Raw genomic sequence first — 22667 nt, 5'->3', positions numbered from 1 at the left:
TTTCGGGGTGCGGACGGGGCCGGGGTTATCGGGATGTGGATGGGGGCGGCGGGAGTACGGGACGATCACGGGATGGTCAGGGAGCGGGTTGCGCCCCGGCCCGCCCGACATGCCCGGTTCCGGGCCCGGAATCCGGCGAGGACTCGCCCTCACCGCCACCACGCTCCAGCAGCTCCCGCACGACCCGCACGAGCTCGGCAGGGTCGAACGGCTTGGCCAGAAAGGCATCGACGCCGACGTCGAGCCCGCTCTCGACCTCGTACTGCGTACAGGCGCTGACGACGGCGAGCGGAAGATGCCGGGTCCGAGGATCGGCCCGCAGCCGGGCGGCGGTCCGCAACCCGTCGAGCCGGGGCATGACGACGTCGAGGGTGACGACATCGGGCCGCACCCGATGCACGACATCCAGACACTCGACACCATCGGCCGCGGTCACGACCTCGATGCCCTCCAGCTCGAGATTGACCCTGATCAGCTGCCGGATGACCTTGTTGTCGTCCACAACAAGCACCCGGCCGGACGCGCCTGACACAACTCGAGAGTAGGTCGAGCCGGGGCACGGCGTCCGGGTTTTGCCCACTTCCGACCCGTGCGGGGGGAGTGGGGGCGTGTTTGTGGGCGTGCGGGGGGTGGGGGGCGTTGTTTGTAGGCGTGCGGGAGGAGCGGGGGCATGTTGGTGGGCGTGCAGGGAGGTGGGGGCATGTTGGTGGGCGTGCAGGGAGGTGGGGGCATGTTGGTGCCCGTGCACGAGGGGCGCCCTCCCACCGCGTCCGGGGTAGCGATGCGCCTGCCTCCGCGGACCCCACCGTTGCGGTGTGCAGAAGGCTGCCGCCCCTGCTAGGGGACCACCCCGCACCCGACACGTCCGGCCCCAAAACCCGTTCATGACCACGCCGAAGGAGCTGGTAGTGTTCTACCCGTCGCCGCAAGCACCACCAACCGCGGCCGACACGCCCCCGTAGCTCAGGGGATAGAGCAACGGCCTCCGGAGCCGTGTGCGCAGGTTCGAATCCTGCCGGGGGCACCTTGGATCAGGTGCCCAAAGACCCCGTCACCAGCGGAAACGCTGAGGTCGGGGTCTTCGCGTATGACCAGGCGTGTGCGGTCCGGAGCGGCTCTATGTCGGGGTCTGTGGACGAGGCGTGGACGGATTCTTGAGGCATTCCCGCAGGTGACGCCGCGCATCGAAGCCGAGCAACTGCGCCCCTCATTATCGTCGTACCGGTATTGGATGACGCCGAGGATGGGAAGCTTGAGCGTTGCTCGGCGCTGCCGCGCTGTCTTCGACCGACACGGGCGGCGGACAGCTGATCGGACGAGGTGGGGGATCTCGTGGACGTGACCACGCTTGCAGTTGCGCTCATCGGTGTCGGAGGAACGCTCGGCGGAACTCTGGGCGGAGCGCTGCTCAGCCAGCGCGCAACCCGGGAGCAGAACCAGCGCGCGGATCGTGAACGAGCAGAGGACCGTCACGACCGAGCGCAGGAAGCTAGAAGGGATCTCTACGCCCGCCTGAACACCACAGCCCGCGCTTACCGGGTCGCTGCCCGAGACACCGTCCGAGCAGCCGAGCGTGGTGAAACCGTCGAGCCAGCAGCCCTTGACACCGCCAGGGACGCTTGGTTGGAGCAATACTCTTCGGCGCAGATGGCGCTGCCGAAGTATGTCCACGAGATTGTTTCGACCCTCAACAGGGCGCTCGGAGTCGGGTATTCCGTGGTCAAGCAGTTGCCGAACAGTCCTGACCCAGACGAGTCGTACAGCCGTGCCAAAGCTTGGTTCAGCGGTCCAATGTCCGACGGGGTGTATCTACTGCGGGTCACTCTGCGCCATGACCTCGGTGTCGAGGTCGAGCCCGACTTCGAACGCACCTGCACACGGATGCTCGCCGCGCTCGATGGCGAGCGAAGGAACCTTGAACGCCTGCTCTCCTCCGAACAGGCCCGGGCGACCCGGCCTGCTTGACGGGCCAGGAAAACGACGAGGCCTTTGGGCATCACGCCACAGGCCTCAAACACGAGCAAGGTCATGTCGACGCCGGCAGGACCTGGCCTCAAGCCTGACGATAGCGTGCGACGCCGTACACCTGCTCGACTGTCAGCACCCCTGGGAGCGGTGCTAGTGCTGCCACCTCGCGCTCCCTGTACACGCGCACGCTGAGTTGAGCGACGGGCACCTTCAAATCGGTCACGCCGGCGAAGACGAGTACCGGCTCCACCGGTACGGGAGAGCCGCCATAGCGCTCAAGCACTCGAGCTACCCGCTTGGCCTCAGCTCGGCTCTTGCGCGCATAGGACACCGGCTTTCCGTGATCGACCTTCACAGAGTCGTCGCCGACCCATACGACCCTTTTGTGGTGGTGCTTCGCATTGATGCTGAACACGCCACCGGGCCCGATCAACAAATGGTCCACGTCCGCCTTGTCGGCCAAGAGGACGGAATGCAGGACGCGCCGGCCGTGCCGCTTCAAGCGGCTCAGTTCGGCTCCCACCCGCGGGTGCGGACGAGGAGTGCTCGGCCACCCTGACCACGTCCTCTCCGTCGGTTTCGGGCATGGCGGGGGTAAGGACTTGACGCGAGTCGGTCACGCCGGCCGTTGAGGTGGACGAGTCAGCCGGTCACCGGACGCGGTTCGGTCACTGCGATCGGAGAGGGGACAGAAGAGGTAAGGACGCGCGGCCGGAACGGAGACAGGGCCGGTACGTCGGGTACAAGTTCGGCCACCTCGCGGCAGACGGACGCCGCGTCGGTCGGCGACACATAGGGGGTGCGCATGCGCGCCCATCCGCCGGAGGTGTCACCAGCCACGGACCGGCCCGGCCGCTCCACCGGAACGGTGGAAGCAACGCCAACCGCCTCGGGAGCGATGTCGCCGAGGCCTCGCCGCTGACGCGGTGGCAGACGCGTCCGCTGAGCTGAGTGTCTGTGGTTCCCGCCTGCGGAGATTCCGCTGGCTTCGGTCAGACCGGGAGCCCGTCGGTGTTGATGATGGTCAGCGGTTACTTGCGGTGGATCACGGCGAGGATGCTGCCGGGCTGGGCGATGGTCTCGCGTTTCACCGACCGCTGGTGGTCGAAGTCGAAGTCCTCCAACGACTTGCGGGCCGGAAACCGGGCCGCCCGGATGCGGCTTTCGGCGCCGTGGGAGTCGCGGACGGCGACCTCGGGCTGGAGGCAGGCCGCCAGATATTCCTCGTGGCTCCAGCCCTCCGCCTGAGCCCATTGCGCGAGTCGGGTGGCCGCCTCCCGCAACGCCGGGGCCTTCAACACGCGTGTTAGATAAGCGAGTTCGGATGTAACATCGCGGCTGCTGCCGGCCGCCTCCATGGTGGTCATGCGATCCCCTCCCCCGCGCTGGCCCAGGCCCGCCCTCGATGACACCGAAGATGCGGTCGTAGGTTTCCAAGGACCGCTGTTCGGCCTCGAGCGGGTCCACGGAGTGGGCAGGCCGGCGCCGTGCCTCCTCCAGACCAGCTTTGACCTCGATCAGACGGCCGACCGCGCGTGGATGGACGGAGTAGTCGCAGGTGTCGATGCGGACGTAATAATCCCGGGGCAGCCGCAGCGAGGTCCGCCACCAGCCCGGCGGCAGCGGCAGCATCCCTGCCCGGTCGGTGTCGACGTCGTCGGAGGGGCGAGCCTGCAACGTGCGGTGGATGCGCCGGTGGGCCCGCCGCAGCCAGTCCTGCAGCGGGACGTTGAAATCACTGAGTGAAGCGAGTACCCGTCCCGGCAGGAACGAGGTCTCCAGATATCCGTTCGCCCGCTCGACGAGCCCTTTCGCCTCTGGGCTCCCGGGCCGGCACTGGATGATCCTGATGCCCTGCAGCCCGGCGAAAAGGCCGCGAAGTCCTCCATCGGCCGCGGCCGCCCCGCCACGAGTCGACCGCACCCCCGTTGTCCCAGACCAGAGCTTTGACGACACCGCTCATCTGGGCCAGCAACTGCCAGTGCCCGGCGATCAGGTCCGCTGAGGCCCACCTGCGAACCCTCGACTTCGTCACGGGCAAGGAGAACATCGTCTTCCTCGGCCCGCCCGGGACGGGTAAGACGCATCTGGCGACAGGGGTCGGGATCTGGGCCTGTCAGGCTGGCCATCGCGTCGCCTTCGCGACCGCGGCCCAGTGGGTGACCCGCCTTGCGTAGGCGAACGAGGTGGGCCGCCTCGACGACCAACTCGTCCGCCTCGGCCACGTTGATCACCGGCGACGAGGTCGGATACATCCCCTTCGAGCCCGCGGCCGCCAACCTGTTCTTCCAGTTCATCTCGGGCCGCTACGAACGGGCGTCGGTGATCGTGACCAGCAACAAGCCCTTCGGGCGCTGGGGAGAAGTCTTCGAAGACGACACCGTTGCCGCCGCGATGATCGACCGTCTCATCCACCATGCCAAGTCATCTCGCTGAACGGAGACAGCCACCGCATGCGCGGACGGGACCTCGGACGGGTGGCCACCGCCCGCGCAGGGGAATGAACACCAACTGACGTCACGTGGCCCACTTTTCAACCGGAGCCCTCGGCCCGCCATTCGGCCGTTGCCGACAGAGATTCTTGGATGCAGAGCGAGCGCAGTCAGGGATGACTGGCTGGAGTGCATGCAGGCTGCACCACCTGACGGTGGAGGGGAGTGCCCACTTTGGCATCCGACCTGCTGAAACCACGACAAAAGAGATAGGCGTCCCTTATCATCCGTTGCACGTTGCATCTATGAGGTGGCGCCGCATCCACCCCCGCAGACGACACATCCTCAAGGGTTCAACAACCTAGAGCACTTGTGATCAAATGGTGAAGGATATGCAGCTACGGCGCCGGGGGGCGCTGCGCCCTGGGGAGGGCGACTTGCACAACAGTCGGGGGCAAGACCGTGAAGCAGGGCCACATGATCAGCGCAAGACAACTCGGTACCTTTGTGCGCGTGCCTGGGGGCCCGGGGATCGGCAAAGTCGGGGAGGTAGACGCGGGGCACATCCGCGTTGACTACTTCGAGTCGCCGTCCGCCATGATCGCACAGTCGCAATGGGTGGCGGACCACCTGGGCCAACGGGTCGTTCTGGAGCGCGAGGAGCGCATCTGGTGGAGGAGTCCGGACGGATTGTGGAACGCAGGTCGCGTCATACAGGCAGAGCCCGCTCGGCGTTCCTACATCGTCAGATTCCCCAACATGGACTACGACCTGCCCGTTCCTGAGGAACATCTTCACGTTCGCTGGGATCGTCCCGTGGTGGACCCCGCTGCGGATCTGACCGTCCGCGGTGGCAGTACGACGCCGTACCGGGACGCGAGACTCCCCGTCCTTAAAGACATCGTCCGGCAGCGTGGCGCCTGCGCTGACATGAGCACGTTCCTTTCGTCGACGGTGGAGATTTTTCCACACCAGGTGAACGCCGCACTCACGGTCCTCTCCGACCCTGTCCAGCGCTATCTCCTGGCTGATGAGGTCGGCCTCGGGAAAACGATCGAGGCCGGGTATGTCGTGCGGCAGGTCCTCATCGACAATCCCGAGGCGTGCGTGGTGGTGGTCTCGCCCGCCGCTCTTCGCCGCCAGTGGCTGTCCGAACTCACGGACAAGTTCCACATCGGGGACTTCCCTGAAGCAGGGATCGTCGTCACCAGCCACGAGACCCCCGAGAAGTGGACTGGATACAGCCATGCCGACCTCGTCGTCGTGGACGAGGCCCACGCACTGGTGCAGGTAGGTCCGGATGAGACGCCTTATAGGGAGTTGTGCGAGCTTGTACACGCGGCCGAGCGGTTGCTGCTGCTGTCTGCCACCCCCGTGACGTCGGGCTACCTGACGAACCTTGGTCTGCTTCACCTGCTCGACCCGGAACTCTACTCGTGGGAGCGGCGCCAGGACTTCGAGGACCGTTACCGCATGCGTGAAAAGTTGGCCAACTCGGTCTACTCCTTGGACCCCGAATACACCTACGTCATCAGGGACAGCATCGACCAGATTCGAGCGCAGGTTCCCTCCACCGATGTCCGTTTGGCTCAACTCGCGGACGAAGCCCTCGACATGCTCGACGAGGAAGACGAGTTGAAGAGTCCCGATGAGCAAGTTGAGTTCACCCGTCGGGTCACTGAGTTGCGTGCACACATCAGTGAGACGTACCGGATCCACCGTCGAGTGATTCGCAACCGGCGTGAGGCGGTGCTGCAAGAAGGCAGTGGCCCCGACGCCGAGGCACTTCCCTATGAGGTGCGTGGCCGCCAGCGCCCTGAACCCATCTACTCGCCCTCGACGGTCATGGAGGCCGGGGGCGCAGTCGTGATGCGCTGGTGGAACTCGGTACTGGATCACCTGGAGAACGAGGGGCTGAGCGATCACCTCTCGCAGTACGCCATGCCCTTGGCGGTTCTCACCTCGCGGGCATTGGCACTTCCGTATGACGCCATCGATGCGCTGCGGTGGCGGGTGGGGGCTGACGCCGATGCCGGCGAGCGTGCCGGGCTCTCACCGCGGGAGCAGGATCTGCTTTCCGGTGTGCCGGTGCTGGCCTGCGAGTCGTTTGTGCTGGCCGAGGCCGAGAGGGACTGGCCTGCGGCGGGTGAGCCGAGCAAGGAGGACCTGAAGGACATCATTCGGGCGGTGCTTCCTGTGATGCGGAAGGCAAGGCGCACCGTCGTTTTCTGTGGGCCTGGCCAGTTGGCTGGTGTGCTGGCAGGTCAGTTGCGCTCCGACTTCCCGAAAGTAGTGGTCGCCGAGCACACGCGTGCTCTGGGCGCGGCTCAGGCGGCAACCGAAGTCTGTCGTTGGACAGATCACACGCCCGGGCAGGCAGTACTCGTCGTTGACGATACGGCCGAAGACGGCCTGAACCTGCAGGCAGCCGACTGTGTCATCCATCTGAGGCTTCCCTGGTCGCCCAACCAACTGGAGCAGCGTCTGGGCCGCATTGACCGCTATCCGGGGCCGGCTCTGCCCGGTGCGAGGGTTCCCGCGCTTCAATTCCGGCTGGCCGAGGAAAACGGCCCGGACAGTTCGTTCGCGGAGGCGTGGGCCGCTCTTCTTGGGGATGGTTACAGGGTCTTCGATCGTTCCGTTTCCACCCTGCAGGACGCCATCGCCCAGTCCGTCACCCGTGTGTGGACCGGTGCAGTGGAGGGCGGGCCAGAAGGGCTTGTGGCGCAGCAGGAGACTGTGGGTGCCCAGCTTGGCAAGGAACGCAACGAAATCCGCAAGATGGACCTTTTGGAGTCCATCCACGTGTCGTCTCAGCGCTTGCGCAGCATTCCGGCCGCGCTGACGGAAGTCGAGCTTCATTGGTCAGAGACGGAAAAGGCGCTCCTGGCCTACACGGACGGCACCTCAGGGGGTATCAGGCTGCCTTCCCTCGATCGTTCCATCCAGGGAGCCCCGGCTCGGCGCTTTCTGATCAACGACGGCTCGGCCCGTCCGCTTCTCGCGCCCCGTCACTGGAAGCGGGTCAAGGATCGCATCCCCGACGATGAGATCGCTCACGCGATGTTCAATCGGTCGCGGGCACTTCGCAGTCGCGACGCACGACTGTTCCGCGTGGGCAATCCTCTGGTGGACATGCTGTCCGAAGCCGTCCTCAGCGACAGTCTCGGCCAGAGTGCTGCCTTCAGGCGAATCGACCGCGGCATGTCGCTAGAGCAAGAACCGCAGCCGTACTTCGGCTTCGATTTCCTCATCGAGGCTGACACCTCTGCCGCACTGGAACACGTCAAAGACAGCGCGGACGCCGCAAGGGCCCTACGCCGCCAGGCGGATCGGATCTTCCCTCCTGTCATCAGGCGCGTTTGGATCGAATCGGGTACGAACCAGCCCATAACGACGGACGCCCAGTTGGCCTTCCTGAATCGTCCATACGACAAGAGCAAGGGTGACTGCAACTACAACAGTCAGCGTGCCTCGGAGTTGTTCGAGGTGTTCGGAGGCCAGGAGCACGCGGCCACGTACGTGCGTGACGCGCAGCAAGCGGCGTTGAAGTTTCTACACGCGCACACGGATCTCGCGGCAATCTGTCAGGACGCCCAGCACAAAGCGCTGGAGGTTTCCGCGGTGCTGCACTCGCAGGCCCACGCGCGGCAAGCGGCGGGCCGACTTCTTCGCGACACCGAAAGCCTGGTTACCGACGCGGAGGTGCTGACCTCCCTCGCTGAGGGGTTGTCGCAGCCCGTTGTCCGGGTCGTCGCGACTGCCTGCCTGGTGCGCCGCGGATTGGAACGGGCCTACTGATGTCTGAAGATGCATGGGTGAGCGCTCAGCGCCTGTTCCACGAGTGGCCTGAGGTGAAGCCGGACGTGCTGGCCAAGGGCGTTCTTCGCCGTTTGAGGGATGCCCTGGCCGGGCTGCAGAAGGGTGCTAGCGGCTGGCTGGACATTGTCTCGCTGACTCGGCAACTCCTTCTGCACCACCAGGCGCTGGGGCGGACGGGCCAGTTGTCCGTGCCGCTGCGAGAGGGCCTGCCCACCGTTGATCAGTGGCGGCAGGGCGGTTACGACGTGGTGGTCGACGGGAGCCGTGTACTTCTGCGAGGTCAGGAATGGGCTCCGGTTGAGGGTGACGGACCGGCTCACAAAGCAGGGCTTGCACAGGTCCGTGAAGCAGTCTTGGGAAAGGACTCCGTCCTGTGCCGGGTCCTGGAAGCAGTGCCGGCCGATCCGTTTTGGAAGGATGTCCTCGGATACGGTCACTATCTTTCCAAGGGGCAACGTCAAGCGGCACGCTCGGTCGTCCTGATGCCGGCAGACGAGACACTTCTGGTCTGCCTGCCTACCGGCCACGGTAAGACGCCGGTGGCACTGGCCGGTGCCGTGCTGGCCGGCCGAAGCAGTGGCGTTTCCTTGATGATCGTTCCCACTGTGGTCCTGGCCATCGACATGGAGCGACGTGTTCGTGAGTTGTTGAGCAGGCGTGATCCTGGCGCTCTGCACAAGCGGTATGCGTATTTCGGGGAGTTGAACGAGGCCGACAAGGAGCAGATGCGATCGGACATCTCCGCGGGGCGACAGGCACTTGTCATCGCTTCTCCGGAAGCTGTGGTCGCCGGGCTCAGTAAAGCCCTTCGCGATGCCGCCCAGGACGGGCACCTGAACTACGTGGTCCTGGACGAGGCGCACCTCGTCGAGCAGTGGGGCAACGAGTTCCGCTCGGAGTTTCAGAGCCTGGCTGCCCCCCACCGGGCGTGGAGAGAGATCGCTCCCAAGGGGCGTGCGCCCAGGACAGTCGCAATGAGTGCCACGCTCACCGAGCAGCAGGTAACGACTCTACGGGACCTGTTCGGTTCCGGTGAACGCACCGAAGTGGTATGGGCCTCCGAACTTCGCAGCGAACCTGCTTACTTCTTCGACGCGTTCAACTCGGATGAGGAGCGGTCTGCAGCAGTTCTGAGGGCTGTTGTGCGCCTGCCGAAGCCGATGGTGCTGTATGCGACTCAGAAGAAGCACGCCGCCGAGTGGGTTGAGGCTCTGCGCACTGCAGGAATGCAGCGCGTCGCCGTCGTGCACGGGGACGTCAACGACGCTGGGCGTCGTCGCGCGCTTGAGGGCTGGTCGGGCCGCACGGATCATGGTGCTGTTGCAACCGAATACGATGTTGTCGTCGGCACCTCCGCTTTTGGGCTGGGGGTCGACCTCGATGATGTACGCAGTGTCGTACACGCTTGCGTGCCCGAGACCGTGGACCGCTACTACCAGGAAGTCGGACGCGGCGGCCGCGACGGCAGTCCCTCGATTGCCTACCTGGCGTCGGCACCGGGCGACCATGCCACGGCCCAGTCGCTGAACGAGCAGAAGATCCTCATGGCGGACACTGCGTGGGGACGGTGGCGGGCGATGTTCACCAAGGGGCATCACCTTCACGGTAACCGCTACTTGCTCGACTTGACCGTGCGGCCACCGCGGATGTCCGTTGGGTATGCCACGCACAGGGACTGGAACGTTCGCCTGCTCAACATGATGGATCGCATCGGACTGATCCGGGCCTTCCCTCCTACACCCCCGATTCGTGAGTCCGGCGAAGATGCTGCGAACTGGCAGGCGCGGATCACCGAGTTCTACGACACTGTCCGAGACCGGATCGAGATCGAACTGGTGGAGGGGCAGACCAACAATCCAGAGCACTTCCGCGCCGCTTACGAGGGCATCCGCTCAAGTGTCAAGGATGCCCAGCGGAACTCTCTGCGCGTGATGTTGACCGTCTTGCGTCACGAGCGGTGCATTGCTGACACCCTGGCCGAGTATTACTCGATCGCAGGCGGCAGGGGTGGGCGTCACTACACCATGACAGCCTGCCGTGGTTGTCCTTTCTGTCGGCGTCAGGGACTTCCGTCTGAAGAGGCGGCGTCCCACTATCGCAAGCCGCTCTCGCCGGATCCGACCGCTGTTGAGTGGCCCTTGTCCGACCCTCCTCTGGCCCACTTGCACCCCCGGACTTCGCACCTCAGCATCTACTGGCAGGACTCTGCGGAGCGCAGAGAGAACTTGCTGCCTGTGCTGGTGAAGATGGCGCGCTCGGGTGTATGCCACTTCGCCGGCCCCGGCCTTGACACAGAACTGGCCCGCCAGATACAGGAGCAGGCACCGGGGCATCCAGTGCTCGTCGATCACGACAGCAGCCTGGTGGGCAGTGGCACCCCAGCCACCATCGCCTGGGTTGCCGATGAGGCGACATCGCGCCTCGATGAGGAACTCCAATACCGGCTTGAGGATGGGGACCCTCTATATCTCCTGCTTCCCCGGCAGGTAGAGGACCCAACCAGGCCCGGGGTTCCCTTCGTGACCACCCACCCGTCGTTGAACATCCAGCACGCGAGAAGCGAGTTCAGGTAATGGCATTGCTCAACACGCCCGTACCGTATCCCGGCGAGATCTGGGTGGTCGCGCGCTTCCTGGCCTCGCGATCCGGTCCAGTGGCCTACGACACGCTCCGTGCCTTCCTTGAACCGCACAGCCGCGAATCAAAGAAGCTCACGACGGTCCATTACGCCCTCTCTGCTCTGCGGTCATTGGGGCTCGCCGAGGAAGGCAGCGACGGTCAGGACTGGGCTTTGTCGGGTGACCTCGCGACCCTCTCTTGGCACGACTATGCCGCCTTCCAGCGTGCCCTGCGCTCCGCCGTGCTGGGCCTGCGCGGGCACCAACCGGCCGAGACCGCCGACGACCTGCGGCGAGCTCTCGTGTGGAGCCTGACCCGCGATCCGTTCTCGGAGTCCTTCAATTGGGTCGTGGTGGACAGTCGTCACCAGAGAGACGCGCCTGATGGAGAGTTGGTCTTCGTGAACGACACACGATGGTCACCGTTCACGGCGTGGGCGACATGTATCGGTTTGGGCGCCCCGGCACCACATATCGCCCAACGCTACATTCCGGACTGCACGCGCGCCGTGCAACAGGTGTTGCAAGAGCACCTGCCACCTGACACTCCCGCGGATGCTCTGGATATCCTGCGCCTGCTGCGCGAACACCTTCCCGTCCTTCCGGGCGGGGCCCTGTCCAACAGTTTGGGCTATGGGATCGCGGACGGCCGGACTGCCGGCGCGGCGCTTTCCTTCGCCTTGATGCGGGGCGAGTACGAGAAGTGGCTCGTCTTGAGCAGCGACTCCGACGCAAAGCAGCCGATCAAGGTGCAGGACCCCGAGCAGTCGTCCCTGCGCCTTTGCTCGTCCATCGCCCGACAGGAGGTCGCCCATGTCTGACTTCCATCGTTCCGTCTGCTGGGACGTGGAGAACGTGACGTCCACGATCCAGACGGAAGCAGTCGTCGCCTCGGCTGCTGTCTTCCTTTCCACGCACACGCGGTTGAGCATTCAGCGTTGCCGGATCAATGGCCGGTCGTTCAGCAGCACGGGTGAGAGTGTCACAGAAGAGGATGTTCAGGACGACTTCCTCAACCGGCGCCCAAACACCGGGACACTGCTCCTGCCGGTGGTCGGTGAGTCAGGATCTGGCAAATCTCATCTGGTGCGCTGGGTCAAAGAGAAGATCAAGGACTCCGACGACCGAAAGATCATATACCTTGAGAAATCTAAGACGAGTCTCCGACATGTGATCGATTCTCTCCTCGACGGGGTTGAGGACGAAGAGATCGAACAGATCCGCAAGGACATTCGGCATGTCACCGGGACCTTCACTGCGACCTCGTTGGCGCGTCGTCTCATCACTCAGTTGAGCGTCACTCTTGCCGACCTCGGCAAGGATGCGGTCACGGGGAAGAAGCGCCAACTCGTCGGGCCACGCGGCGTCTCCCTGCTCCTGCAGGATCCACTTCTCCAGGAGCAGATGCTGGAGCCTGAAAGCTTCATTCCCAAGTTCGCCGAGCAATTCCTCAGTGACCGCGAGACCGGCGAGGAACGCCCTCAACGCTTTTCTCTGGACGACCTCCCCTTGAGCCCGGACGCCATCTCCAGCGACATGGCGGCTCCTACGCGGCATTTCGTCGGCATGTTGATGTCCAAGCCCGAACTGCAGGTGCTGGCTGTTGAACTGCTCAACGCGTACTGGGACAAGGCCGTCCAGGAACTGTCGTCGCTTGGAGGCGGCCGTCTCCTGGGGGCGATGAAGAAGGTGCGCGAGATCTACGCCCGCCAGGGCAAGGAGATCATTCTCCTGGTGGAGGACTTCGCTCTCATTCAAGGTGTCCAGGGAGACCTGCTCGACGCGATCACCGAGACATCGCAGCGGGACGGGAAGACGGCACTCGCGCCCATGCGGACCCTCATGGCGATCACGAGCGGATATTTCCACGATCTTCCAGAGACAGCAGCCACCAGGATCAGCACGTCTACCGGAGGCTTCGTCTACAACCTGGACATCGTTCTGGGAGAAAGCAAGACGGGGGCAGAGGACATCGCCACGTTTGTGGCAAAGTACCTCAACGCCGCGCGAGTGGGGCGTGATGCCCTGGAGCGCGCTGAGGGCGACTCGGTCCCCAACAAGTGCGACGACTGCACCATAAAGAGCCTGTGTCACGATTCTTTCGGTGCTTCCGTCGACGGGTTCGGCCTCTACCCCTTCAATCGTGCGGCTCTAACTCGCGTCGTTCACAGTGTGGCTCCCCAGGAGAACCCCTACGCATTCATCCCGCGGACCGTTCTGGGCAGCGGAATCATTCCGATCCTGAACGACGCCTACGGGTCGATCAGAAAGGGTGAGTTTCCGAGCGCCTTCTTCCAGGAAAATTACAAGGCCGTCAGGGGGGTCGATAAGACGCTGCCCAACAGTGTCAGCGAAGACGTCGAGGCACGCGACCCCCTGCACGCCAAGCGCCGGCGCAAGGCGCTGGAGGTCTGGGCTGATGCTCCCGCCCAGTTGGTGAACCTGCCGCAAGGCATCGGCGAGGCATTCTCCCTGCCGGAGTTGGATGTCGACGGGCAAAGTGCCGCTCCCGTCCGCTCCCTACCAACGGGAGGAACCTCCCAGCAGGCCATCACTCTCGTCGATGCACCACAGACGCCGCGGGCTACTCCCGCTCTCCAGCGCAAACTCGACGTGGTGGAAGACTGGGCAGCCAGCGGTTCACGCCTCACCACCGAGGTGGCGCACATCGTCCGCACCATGGTCTCCCGATCGGTTCACTACAGGGAAGACTGGCTGACGCCTCCCCTGAAGCCGATCGGAGTCGGCGACGCGGAGGGGGCTGGATGGAACGTCAAAGCCAGCACCATCTCGATCGAGGACGCCAGTGCCGAGGCGCTCAACAAGAGTGCAGCAATCACCCTGGAGCGCAATCCTCGCAACGGTGAGTTCTTCAAGAGCCTGGTCAGGGTTCACGCACAGGATGCCGACGGGATGCGGCCTCAAGATGTCGTCAGACTCGCCAGTACCGCCGAGACATACCGAGCGGCCTTGCGTGAACGGGTCGCGCTCAATACTGAACACTCCGACAGGGACTTGGTCGCCGGACTGCGCGTATCTCTGCTCGGGGCTGCCCTCGCCGGGCAGGTGGTCCCGGGTATGCCGATCGATGCCCTCTACGCTGCCGCCTTCGACAAGGGGCAGGCGTGGGCTCGGCCAGATATCTCGTCGCGCACCGAGACGTGGGTGAAGCGGCTTGAGGCACACCTGCAGCATCGCGCCGCTCTTGTGGAGGCACTGCTGAGCTCTCTGGGACTTGGCCAGGGTGCGGGTGCCGTCCACGTCATTGACGCGGCACGTGCTGTTGCCCTCGTGACGGAGGCCGCGCAAAAGTGGGACTTGTCGAGCAGTGAATTGCCGAAGTGGGCGAAGGAGGCGGCGCACCCCCTTCGCGCCGGGTGGGATCTTGCGGTGCGTGGTCAACTGCAAGAGTTGACCACCCTCGTCCACGAGATCCGTGAGCGCTTCCCCAAGTCGAGCGGCCCTGGTGATCGTCTGGTCCAGCAGGTGTCGACGGCCCTGCAGATGGCCAATGCCGAAGGCATTACAGGCCCCCAGGGGCCTGAGTTGGAGATGCGGGCGGCATCTGTCGCGGAAGCCGACTGGAACACGGTGTCCCTGTTGGAGAAAGAACTGTCCCGCATCACCGAGAACCAGGACCAGTCGGCCGAGAACATCCTGGCCGTGGCGGCCGCGCCACGGTCACCGCATCTGCAGGCGATGCGCGCCTATCTGAAGACCGCCGACGACTTGCTTGACACGGCTCTGGCGGCAGCGCGGATGCAGACCCAGAACGCGGTCAGCGATGCCGCGGACCAGTTGGAAGGTCTGCTCGTGGAGTGGCAGCAGGCCGTAGATGACGCCACACCCCCGGCGGAGGCAGGCAAGTGAGCAGCGTGACGGTTCTGGAGAAGGCGCAGGAGCTGCAAAACACGGCCCGCAGCATCTCTGAAAGCCAAAAGGAGCGAGACGACCAGGAGCGGGTGCTCCGCCGTATCGATGAGGTGCGTACAGCGTTGCGGGCAGCGATGGTGCAACAGCAGATCGCGGTGCTGCTGCGCGAGCGCACCGGCCAGGCCCTGGACGTGTCCGGGTTCGACACTGCACGGGCCAAACTCGCATCGAAGTCGCGCGGCGGTCTGCCCAGCGACCGGGCTTTCGTTGATGCCAAGCGCGCCTTGGAGGCATTCACCAGCGAGTTGAGTTCCTCTCTCAAGCAGCTTTGGAAGACGTGGGCCACCGCACGGATCCAAGAGGCCTCCCCCGCCCAGTTTGTCACCCTGGGCCCTGAAGAGCGACTGGAGGCGTCTGAGCTCTATGAGTCGATGAAGGCCAAGGCGAACCGCCCCAAGGTCGACAGCGCCAGCATCCTGACGTTCTGCAGCGATCGTGACACGCTTCAGGCGCTCCTTCAGCATGCGCCGGCCGATGCACCGCAGGGGCTCCTCGAACTCATCAACCGACTGGATGCAGGCGGGGTGACTCTTCGAGAACTCTCGGACACGGACATCGCGCTAATGCGAGAGTATGACCAGGACAGCTGGTACACCGTCACTCGGAAGGCGAACTGACAACCTGTGGCATCAACGACACTGCGCCGCGCCGTTTTGGGGAAGGCACTCACTGCTCTGGAGGAGCGGGAGTTGCCCCTTCTTGAATGGGGCGTCACCGATGGCGCGCTCTCCGGGGAAGAGGTGGAGGATGCTCTGTGGTCGGTACTCGATAAGGACGAGGACGCCGCGTCGCTGTTCTCTGACTCCGACCAGTTGAAGACGGCGCTGATCAATCAGCAACTCCTCTTCTACGTCCCCTTCGGTGGAGCCGAGCGGTATCGGACACGGTTCGCCGAAGGGGTTCGGCTGACTGCCTCTCTGCGGCAGATCTTCGGCCCCTGGCCTGGTCATCCGCTGCAGGCTGACTGGTGGGAGAGAGGCAAGCCTCTCGTCGCCGACTATCGTCTGCACGTCTCCGAGCGCCACTACCCCAAGCGTGAAGTTTCGCCCGCGCAGGCGATCGCCGAGATGGAGGTGACGACAGGGTGGACCGGGATGCATTCCACGGTCGCCGGGGTGCTTATCGGCTCGTATGCCCTCTCGCGTTTCCAGGTCGACGCCACCAAAGCCGTCACCAACTCCCTGTCTAGCAGGGACTCGCGTGGCGTCGTGGTCGGCGCCGGCACGGGTAGCGGCAAGACCCTCGCGTTCTACCTTCCGGCCTTCGCGGCGATGGCCAACCACAAGGGTACGGGGGTGCACACCCTCGCCCTGTATCCACGCGTCGAACTGCTGCGTGACCAGTTGCGTGAAGCAGTCAAGAATGCCCTTGAACTGCGGCAGCGAGGTCTGCCCAGTCCCACGATCGGCGTGCTCTACGGGCGTACACCGCCCTACAGCGAAGACGTGACGCACGGAACCTATGAGTGGGCCGAACAGGGAGGGGCCCGTGTCTGTCCCTATCTGACGTGTCCGACCGGGGACGGCGGCGCCATGCTCTGGTCTGACCAGGACAGAGTCCGCAACGTTGAAGTGCTGCGGTGCTCCTTGTGCAAGAAGGGGGAGATACCTGACGGGATCATGGCCCTCACCCGGGAGTCGATCAACAGAGTTCCGCCCAAGCTGCTCTTCACCACGACGGAGATGCTCAACCGCAGCAGCGCTGGGTCAAAGTTGAGCAGGACTCTCGGCTGGACGGGGTACGGTCCCCGTGCCGTCCTGCTCGACGAAGTGCACACCTACTCCGATTCCACAGGTGCCCAAACAGCCCTGCTGCTGCGGCGCTGGCGTCACGCACGCCGCGGCCCCGTCACCTTCGTCGGGCTGAGCGCCACCCTGCGTCAGGCTGACCGCTTCATGGCGGAACTCGTCGGGCTCTCTGCGCAAAGCGTCACCCTGATCGAGCCACACAGCAGGGACATGGAGTCGGAGGGCCGCGAGTATCACCTCGCGCTGCGCGGCGACCCCTTGTCAGGCACGAGCCTTTTGTCCACCACTATCCAGACAGCGATGCTCCACGGACGCCTGCTCGACAGGAATCGGCAGGCAGGCACGACACTGCACGGGACCAAGGGATTCCTCTTCACCGACGACCTGGATGTCACCAACCGCCTCTATGACGACCTGCGGGACGCAGAGGGCGGGCAGTACGGAAAAAACCGCCGCCGGTGGGGGGCTGCAGTACTGGCAGCCCTGCGTTCCACGGACCTGCCAGCCGAAGAGGAGCGTTACCTCGCGGGCCAGTCCTGGAACCTTCCGGAGAGGATCGGGCACAACCTCAGTGCCGACCTGAGCCAGCGTCCGTTGAGGATCGGCCGGACCTCCTCCCAGGATGCGGGCGTCGATACGGACGCCGATCTTGTCGTCGCGACAGCCTCTCTCGAGGTCGGTTTCAACGATCCCGACGTCGGACTGGTGGTCCAGCACAAGGCGCCTCGCGATCCGGCTTCCTTCCTGCAGCGCCGGGGCCGGGCCGGACGTGAAAGGGGCACGCGCCCGCTCACGATCGTCGCCCTGTCCGACTTCGGCCGAGACCGGCTGGCCTACCAGGACTACGTGTCCCTGTTCGCTCCCGAGGTAACTCCTCGCACTCTGCCGGTGCAAAACCGCCACATCATCAAGATCCAAGGCGCTCAGGCCTTCATCGACTGGCTCGGCAGCCGGTTGCGTAACCGCAGCCTGTGGGTCAGCGCCCGAACGCTGGCAACAGGAAACACCTACCCCGACTCCAAAAATAAGCAGTTGCCCGCCGCCCGAAGGGCGATCATTGAGGATCTTCAGAGACTCCTCGACGGGGACGACACCCTCCTGCGCTCTCTGACAAGCCATCTGCGAGGCGCGCTGCGCCTGAGCGCCGACGAAGTGCAGGCCCTGTTGTGGCAGCAGCCCCGGTCTTTGCTGCTGGCAGTCGCTCCGACCCTCTTGCGACGTCTTATGGCCGGCGCATCGCCGATCCATCAGGATCCTGGCACGGTCGACCGGAAGGCTTTTCTGCCCGAGTTCGTCACGGCCTCGCTGTTTGCTCCGCTGAATCTTCCGGAGGTGAGCTTTGATCTCCCCTTCGCCACGTCCGACGACGAGGACCGACTGCCCGTAGGTCGCGCGCTGCGGGAAGCGGTGCCCGGCCGTGTCAGCCGCCGCTTCGGGTATCGCGATGACCGTCACCGCACGTGGCTGGAGGTTCCCACCGAGGTCGAAGACGCCGTGATCGATCTAGGGAACATTCTCGACGCGCCGGAGCGGCAGGGCCGTTGGAACACCGGCCGCACGGATGTGCAAACGGTCGAGGTCACTCGCCCTCGGCGGATTAGGCTTGCGCAGCCGGACGACGAGATCGGGACTTCCTCGCAGGGCATCCCCTTGTGGGCCACCCAATTCGTGGACAACCCTGCGGGTCCACCGGTTGCAGCGGACGTACCCAAGGTGCCCGAGTGGCGGGATCAGGTGCTGTCCATCGGGTTCGCCACTCACGCCTCCAGCAACCCTACCGAGGTGCGCCGGATGACCTATGGCGCTGTGGCCGAAGTGATCAAGGGCAAGCCGGGCAAGCGACACAAGGTACAGGTCAGCTACGTCCTCGAGGGAGCGAGGGCAGCCATGGGCTTCACCTCGTCCGTCGACGCCATACGGATTCAGATCAAGCCCTTGGATCCCTCTGCGCCGGGCGTGGTGGAGCATTTGAACTCTCCCCAGTGGCGTTCAAAGGCGTTTGTGAACACCGTCCTGGAGGACCAGCGGATCGCTGCGGCCGCCAACTCGTTCCAGCGTGGATGGTTGACCCTGGTCTACCTCTCCGCATTCGCGCTCGAGGGACTGGAGGGCACCAAGCCCAAGGCGATTCACGCGGGACTGTCGCAGGGCGCCTGGCGTGACAGCATCAAAGAGGTCATCCCACTGCTGTACAGGCAGGATCCCTCTGCCTCGTCTGCGGACATCGGCAGTCCTGCCGACCGTGTCATCAGCGATCTGCAGGAACTCAGCCACAACCCTGATGTCGTGGCCGTGCTGGACGATGCCGGCTCACTGCTGTTCGGCGAGAACCTCCATATCCGCACAGCTGACCTGGCCCGCCGCGCCTACCGGGACACCTTGGCCGCCGCGGTCCTGGAGGCCGTGACCCGGGCCTGTCTCGACGCACGTGATCAGGACCTGACGCTCGACGTGGTGCCGGGTACCGGTTCGACACCGGATCACATCTGGATCAGCGAGACGTCCGAGGGCGGACTCGGCGTGGTGGAGAAGTTGGCGGAGACCTACGGGCGAGATCCTGCCCGCTTCTGGAGCCTGGTGAGCACGGCTCTGCGTCCCAACAGCTTCGAGCAGACCGATGTACGGCTGACGAATCTGCTCCGTCATGTGGTGGAGGTCGAACCTTATGGCGAGTTGGCCCAGGCAATGAGCGAGATGCGCACTGCTGCGTCGGCTCAGAACAGCAAGGACGCACTGCAGCGCATCCGGTCCGCCTGGAGCGAACTCGATGGTGCGCCGCGGCACGGTGATGTCGCATCGCTCGCGATGCGTTTGCTTCGCCGCGGCTCCGACAGCCTGACCGACGCGACGGCCCTTGCCCTGGTGCAGGCATGGGATCAGTTGGAGGAAGCAACCGGGATCGAGGTGGACTCCCGGATCATCGCCTACGCCGTGGGCGCGTCCAAGATCCAGTTGCCTCACAAGGTCAGCCCGGACCAGGCGTTCAGCATCCTGTGGCCCCGAGGCGACCAAGCACGAAACTACCATCTGGACTCCTACCAGCCCTACCGTGCGATAGACAACCCGCAGATCCTGGATCGGCTTCTGGCAGCCGCCGCGCACTCGCAGGTAAGGCCACGCCTTAATGCCACATCGCCGGATTGGCCTGCCGGGTATGCCCAGGTGCTCACGTCGCATCCTGCCGTCGAAGTGGTCGTTCCCCTGGACCGACCCGAACTGCTGCGCCATGTGCTGCTGAACATCCCTGCCCTGCACGTGGACCGTGGAAGTCTCAGGCTGTACGGCGAGGTGACCCAGGTATACCGGGACAGCCGCGAGGTCGTCGTGAAGGCCGTCATCAAGGAGTCCGAGCAGTGACTGTCCCTTCTCGTACACTGCGCACCAATGCGCGCAGCGCCCTGCGCGCGGACTCACTGATCCGGACGGCGCTGCTGGCTCAACTGTCGGCGCCTGGCGGTGAGGTCTGGCTGGTGTCTGCCTGGGTCAGTGATGTGGATCTGGTCGACAACGCTGACGGCTCCTTCGACTACCTTCTGGGCGGAAATCCCCCACTGCAGTGCCGGCTGTCCGACCTGCTGCTGTTGCTGGCGAACAGCGGTACCGCCGTGCGCGTGGTGACCCAGGACGCTCCTGCGAACGCACTCTTCCTGGAACGTCTCGCCTTGGGCCGTGACGAGGGTACGGATCTGGAGGTGTTCCTGGACGAGGTGATTCACGAGAAGAGTCTGGTGGGCCCGGGCTGGATGTTCGAGGGTTCTATGAACTTCACGCGCAACGGTCTTGCCCGGAACAAGGAAAAGATCACCTATTCGTTGGATGAATCGGATGCGGCGCAGGCAATAGTGGAATACCAACATGAATGGACGGCACGTGGCGTCTGAGGAAGAGGCAGGACAACAGACGGCAGGTACGCAGCAGTTCGTGGATCACTTCCTTCATCGGGACCGCAACGATGCTGGTAAGTACCCAAGCGGCATCACGCTGCTTCGGGATGCGGCCGTCAAGTACCGCACGTCCCCGATGGTGCTGCCGTGGTTGAACGAGAAGACACAGCGCATGGCCTACTACGTGATCCCTCGCCGGCGCGAGGAGCTCACTGCTGTTCGCGACCTCCTGGTGGCGTTTGTCGGCCCCTCTTTTGCGAAGTACGGCTACGACGCGCCTGCCGCGCTCGACAAACCGCATGAGGCTGCGATCCTTCAGCGCTACGGGGCAGGGAGCACCTTCGTCGTCCAGGCGACCGCAGACACGGACGAGAGGAGGCGCCTGAGGACTGCGCTGGAACGCATGGTGGAGGTGGTGGAGCGGGCCCCCGCGCGGTCCTGGTCTGCACCCAAACCACTGGGGCGTCTGCTGGCCGATTTCGAGGCAGCCCTCCTCAGCGGTGCGCCACAGACGGCTCAGGCTCTTCTTCAGCAGATCGACCGCCAGGGCGGTCTCTCGCCGGCCAACGTCAAACACCTGGAGATCAGGCTGTGGGCCGCGCAGGGAAGGGCGAGCGAGGTACTGGCACTGCGCGGGCTGCGCGAAGTACTGCTTCAGGACCCACCGGTCTTGGTCAAGGACATGGTGCTGTCGGCTCTGTTCACAGCGCGCATCGAACCCGCGCTTGCTGAAGGTGACCTGGCCCGCGCCGTAGACGCATTGAAGGCGCCGGACAGCCATCTCTCGCTGCTGGCGGACGCAAACCTGCTGGCCCTGAGCGAGCAGGCCGTCACGGTGCTGCTGGTTGGCATGCACGCGCGGGGCGAAGAGGAGGAACTCTCGCGCAGCATCGCTCTCGTCGATGCCGAAGGCTGCGGGGGCGCCGTGCCCGAGGCACTCGCGTTCTACCGCCGCCAAGCCCCTGCAGTCCGCGCCAAGGAACCGGACTGGGCGCAGTCGGATGCGACATCTGCGGCAAAGCCCGAGGGCGAAAAGGTGCCGGCTGACACGGCCCTGAGCACGTGGGCAGAGGTGGTCGAGGCTGTCGCCCAGGGCGACAAGGCTGCCTTCGACCTCTGTCGCAGGATGGACATCCAGCGAGGCGGCACCTCGGTGCCGCCTGATTCGGTATCCGACGGTGAAATGGCCGAGGTGTTCGGCAGCCTCACCGATGCCGAGTACGAGGTCGTATGGCAGTACGCGCTTGGGCCGTTCCTGCAGGAACTCACCCGCTCAGACCTCACTTTCCCGCACACGCTGACCACAATCATGCGGAGCATTGTCAACCAGCGCTGCGACCCGGCGAACCTCGCCGTCCTGGACCTGCTCCTGGAACTGTTCCTTCGCTCTGCCCCACAGGCAGCAGAGTACGAAGAGTTCCTGGAACAGCTGAGCCTGCGGTTCGACGAATGGGTTGCACCCGAGACTGCTGGGCAGGCCCTCGACTTCGTCGACCGCCTGGTGGCATGGGCCGCGCCAGCGCCCGAAGCCCGCGTGCAGACAGCCCAACTCCTGCTCTATCCGTTGCATGTCCACATGCTCCGGCTCGACGGGGCATACCTGTCCACTGCGCGGTCGCTCAGCAAGGAGCTCGCGCTCGGGCTGGACTGGCCTGAGCGAACCACCGACCGGGCTGAGGAGAGCGAGCCGGTTGTCGACGCCGCGCAGATCCTGGTCTACGGTCTGGACGAGGGCGTGCTCCAGCGAGTCCACGACCGCATCACCCGCCAGTTCCCGGGCGTGAAGGTGATTCTCTCGGCAGAAAAGGTCGCATCCAAGCGTCTGAAGGAGACGGCCCGTAACTGCGATTTCAGTGTGGTCATCACGCAGTGCGCTGCTCATGCGGCCACCAACTGCATCGGCCAGTACGCCAAGGAAATTGTCTACCCCCGGGGGGCCGGCTCGGCCTCTGTGACTCACGCAGCGATCACCGCCTTGTATGACCATGCCGCTAAACAGCAGTGACCATCTCCCCGACTGCGAAAATGCACCTTGTGCCGCGACCGACGGTCACGGCACAAGCATGTCCGATCTCGGTACAGACGGTGGCACGCGGCCGGGCCCGAATTCGGCGAAGCGGCTCACGCACTGCCCAGTATCCCCGTACCATTCCATCCGACGCCAAGAGCTCGTAACACGATCTTGGTGAAACGTGCTGGTTGGCCGTGACCGGTGTGAAGATTCGGCCGTTCGTGATGGTGTGAGTACTCGGCCGTGGATCG

General features: G+C 64.6%; 14 protein-coding genes, 1 tRNA gene and 1 pseudogene. 12 read left to right on the top strand and 4 right to left on the bottom strand.

Annotation, left to right across the window (positions count from 1 at the left end; genetic code table 11):
* Window positions 1–76: 76 nt before the first annotated feature.
* The gene (locus tag IO29_RS15060; protein WP_078618298.1) at window positions 77–580 is read right to left on the bottom strand and encodes a response regulator; all 504 of its coding nucleotides are present in this window, start codon (window positions 578–580) and stop codon (window positions 77–79) included.
* A 372-nt stretch (window positions 581–952) separates the two neighbouring features.
* Here IO29_RS15060 and IO29_RS15055 point away from each other — a divergent pair.
* Both IO29_RS15055 and IO29_RS15050 read left to right on the top strand, forming a co-directional pair.
* A tRNA-Arg gene (locus tag IO29_RS15055) sits at window positions 953–1024 on the top strand.
* Between the two features lie 308 nt (window positions 1025–1332).
* Window positions 1333–1965 carry a hypothetical protein gene (locus IO29_RS15050; protein ID WP_234307682.1) on the top strand — a complete coding sequence of 211 codons (633 nt, stop codon included), beginning with the start codon at window positions 1333–1335 and terminating at the stop codon, window positions 1963–1965.
* Between the two features lie 88 nt (window positions 1966–2053).
* Here the strand turns inward: IO29_RS15050 and IO29_RS15045 are convergent, their stop codons facing one another.
* The 3 genes and pseudogenes from IO29_RS15045 to IO29_RS40355 form a co-directional block, all read right to left on the bottom strand.
* Complete coding sequence (locus tag IO29_RS15045; RefSeq protein ID WP_234307681.1) at window positions 2054–2491, bottom strand: nuclease-related domain-containing protein; 438 nt, start codon at window positions 2489–2491, stop codon at window positions 2054–2056.
* A gap of 508 nt (window positions 2492–2999) precedes the next feature.
* Window positions 3000–3269, bottom strand: a complete 270-nt coding sequence (locus IO29_RS15040; RefSeq protein ID WP_324608191.1) for an ATP-binding protein — start codon at window positions 3267–3269, stop codon at window positions 3000–3002.
* A gap of 250 nt (window positions 3270–3519) precedes the next feature.
* A pseudogene (locus IO29_RS40355) lies at window positions 3520–3600 on the bottom strand (hypothetical protein); the annotation flags it as partial.
* Window positions 3601–3896: 296 nt separating this feature from the next.
* Here IO29_RS40355 and IO29_RS40220 point away from each other — a divergent pair.
* The 10 genes from IO29_RS40220 to dpdD all read left to right on the top strand — a co-directional run bounded on the left by IO29_RS40220 (window position 3897) and on the right by dpdD (window position 22410).
* A complete protein-coding gene (locus tag IO29_RS40220) occupies window positions 3897–4145 on the top strand; it encodes an ATP-binding protein (protein ID WP_324608190.1) in 249 nt (82 codons plus the stop codon).
* On the top strand, window positions 4138–4404 hold the full coding sequence (locus IO29_RS40215; RefSeq protein ID WP_324608189.1) for an ATP-binding protein: 267 nt from the start codon (window positions 4138–4140) through the stop codon (window positions 4402–4404). Before IO29_RS40220 ends, IO29_RS40215 begins: the two co-directional genes overlap by 8 nt.
* Before the next feature lie 473 nt (window positions 4405–4877).
* Window positions 4878–8201: a protein DpdE gene (dpdE, locus tag IO29_RS15030; RefSeq protein ID WP_030382960.1), complete on the top strand. Its 3324-nt coding sequence runs from the start codon at window positions 4878–4880 to the stop codon at window positions 8199–8201.
* A gap of 17 nt (window positions 8202–8218) precedes the next feature.
* Window positions 8219–10795, top strand: coding sequence for a protein DpdF (dpdF, locus tag IO29_RS15025; protein WP_158709361.1), 2577 nt, complete (start codon window positions 8219–8221; stop codon window positions 10793–10795).
* Entirely contained in the window at window positions 10795–11661 is an 867-nt protein-coding gene (gene dpdG / locus IO29_RS15020; protein WP_030382958.1) for a protein DpdG, read from the top strand. The genes dpdF and dpdG overlap by 1 nt, the downstream gene beginning before the upstream one ends.
* The gene (dpdH, locus tag IO29_RS15015) at window positions 11654–14710 is read left to right on the top strand and encodes a protein DpdH (protein ID WP_051707826.1); all 3057 of its coding nucleotides are present in this window, start codon (window positions 11654–11656) and stop codon (window positions 14708–14710) included. Before dpdG ends, dpdH begins: the two co-directional genes overlap by 8 nt.
* Complete coding sequence (locus IO29_RS15010) at window positions 14707–15390, top strand: hypothetical protein (RefSeq protein WP_030382956.1); 684 nt, start codon at window positions 14707–14709, stop codon at window positions 15388–15390. Before dpdH ends, IO29_RS15010 begins: the two co-directional genes overlap by 4 nt.
* Before the next feature lie 72 nt (window positions 15391–15462).
* Complete coding sequence (gene dpdJ / locus IO29_RS15005; RefSeq protein WP_234316387.1) at window positions 15463–19878, top strand: protein DpdJ; 4416 nt, start codon at window positions 15463–15465, stop codon at window positions 19876–19878.
* Window positions 19875–20402: a phospholipase D-like domain-containing protein DpdK gene (dpdK, locus tag IO29_RS15000; protein WP_051707825.1), complete on the top strand. Its 528-nt coding sequence runs from the start codon at window positions 19875–19877 to the stop codon at window positions 20400–20402. Before dpdJ ends, dpdK begins: the two co-directional genes overlap by 4 nt.
* Window positions 20392–22410, top strand: a complete 2019-nt coding sequence (dpdD, locus tag IO29_RS14995; protein ID WP_030382953.1) for a protein DpdD — start codon at window positions 20392–20394, stop codon at window positions 22408–22410. Before dpdK ends, dpdD begins: the two co-directional genes overlap by 11 nt.
* Window positions 22411–22667: the final 257 nt, after the last annotated feature.

This window comes from Streptomyces sp. NRRL F-6676 (assembly GCF_000725625.1).
Classification (GTDB): Bacteria; Actinomycetota; Actinomycetes; order Streptomycetales; family Streptomycetaceae; genus Streptomyces.
This window is presented reverse-complemented; position numbering and strand designations above follow the sequence as displayed.

Excerpts from the sequence above, each read along its gene's own strand:
- dpdH (WP_051707826.1), top strand. The coding sequence starts at position 11,654 with ATGTCTGACTTCCATCGTTCCGTCTGCTGGGACGTGGAGAACGTGACG.
- dpdE (WP_030382960.1), top strand. The coding sequence starts at position 4,878 with ATGATCAGCGCAAGACAACTCGGTACCTTTGTGCGCGTGCCTGGGGGC.
- dpdG (WP_030382958.1), top strand. The coding sequence starts at position 10,795 with ATGGCATTGCTCAACACGCCCGTACCGTATCCCGGCGAGATCTGGGTG.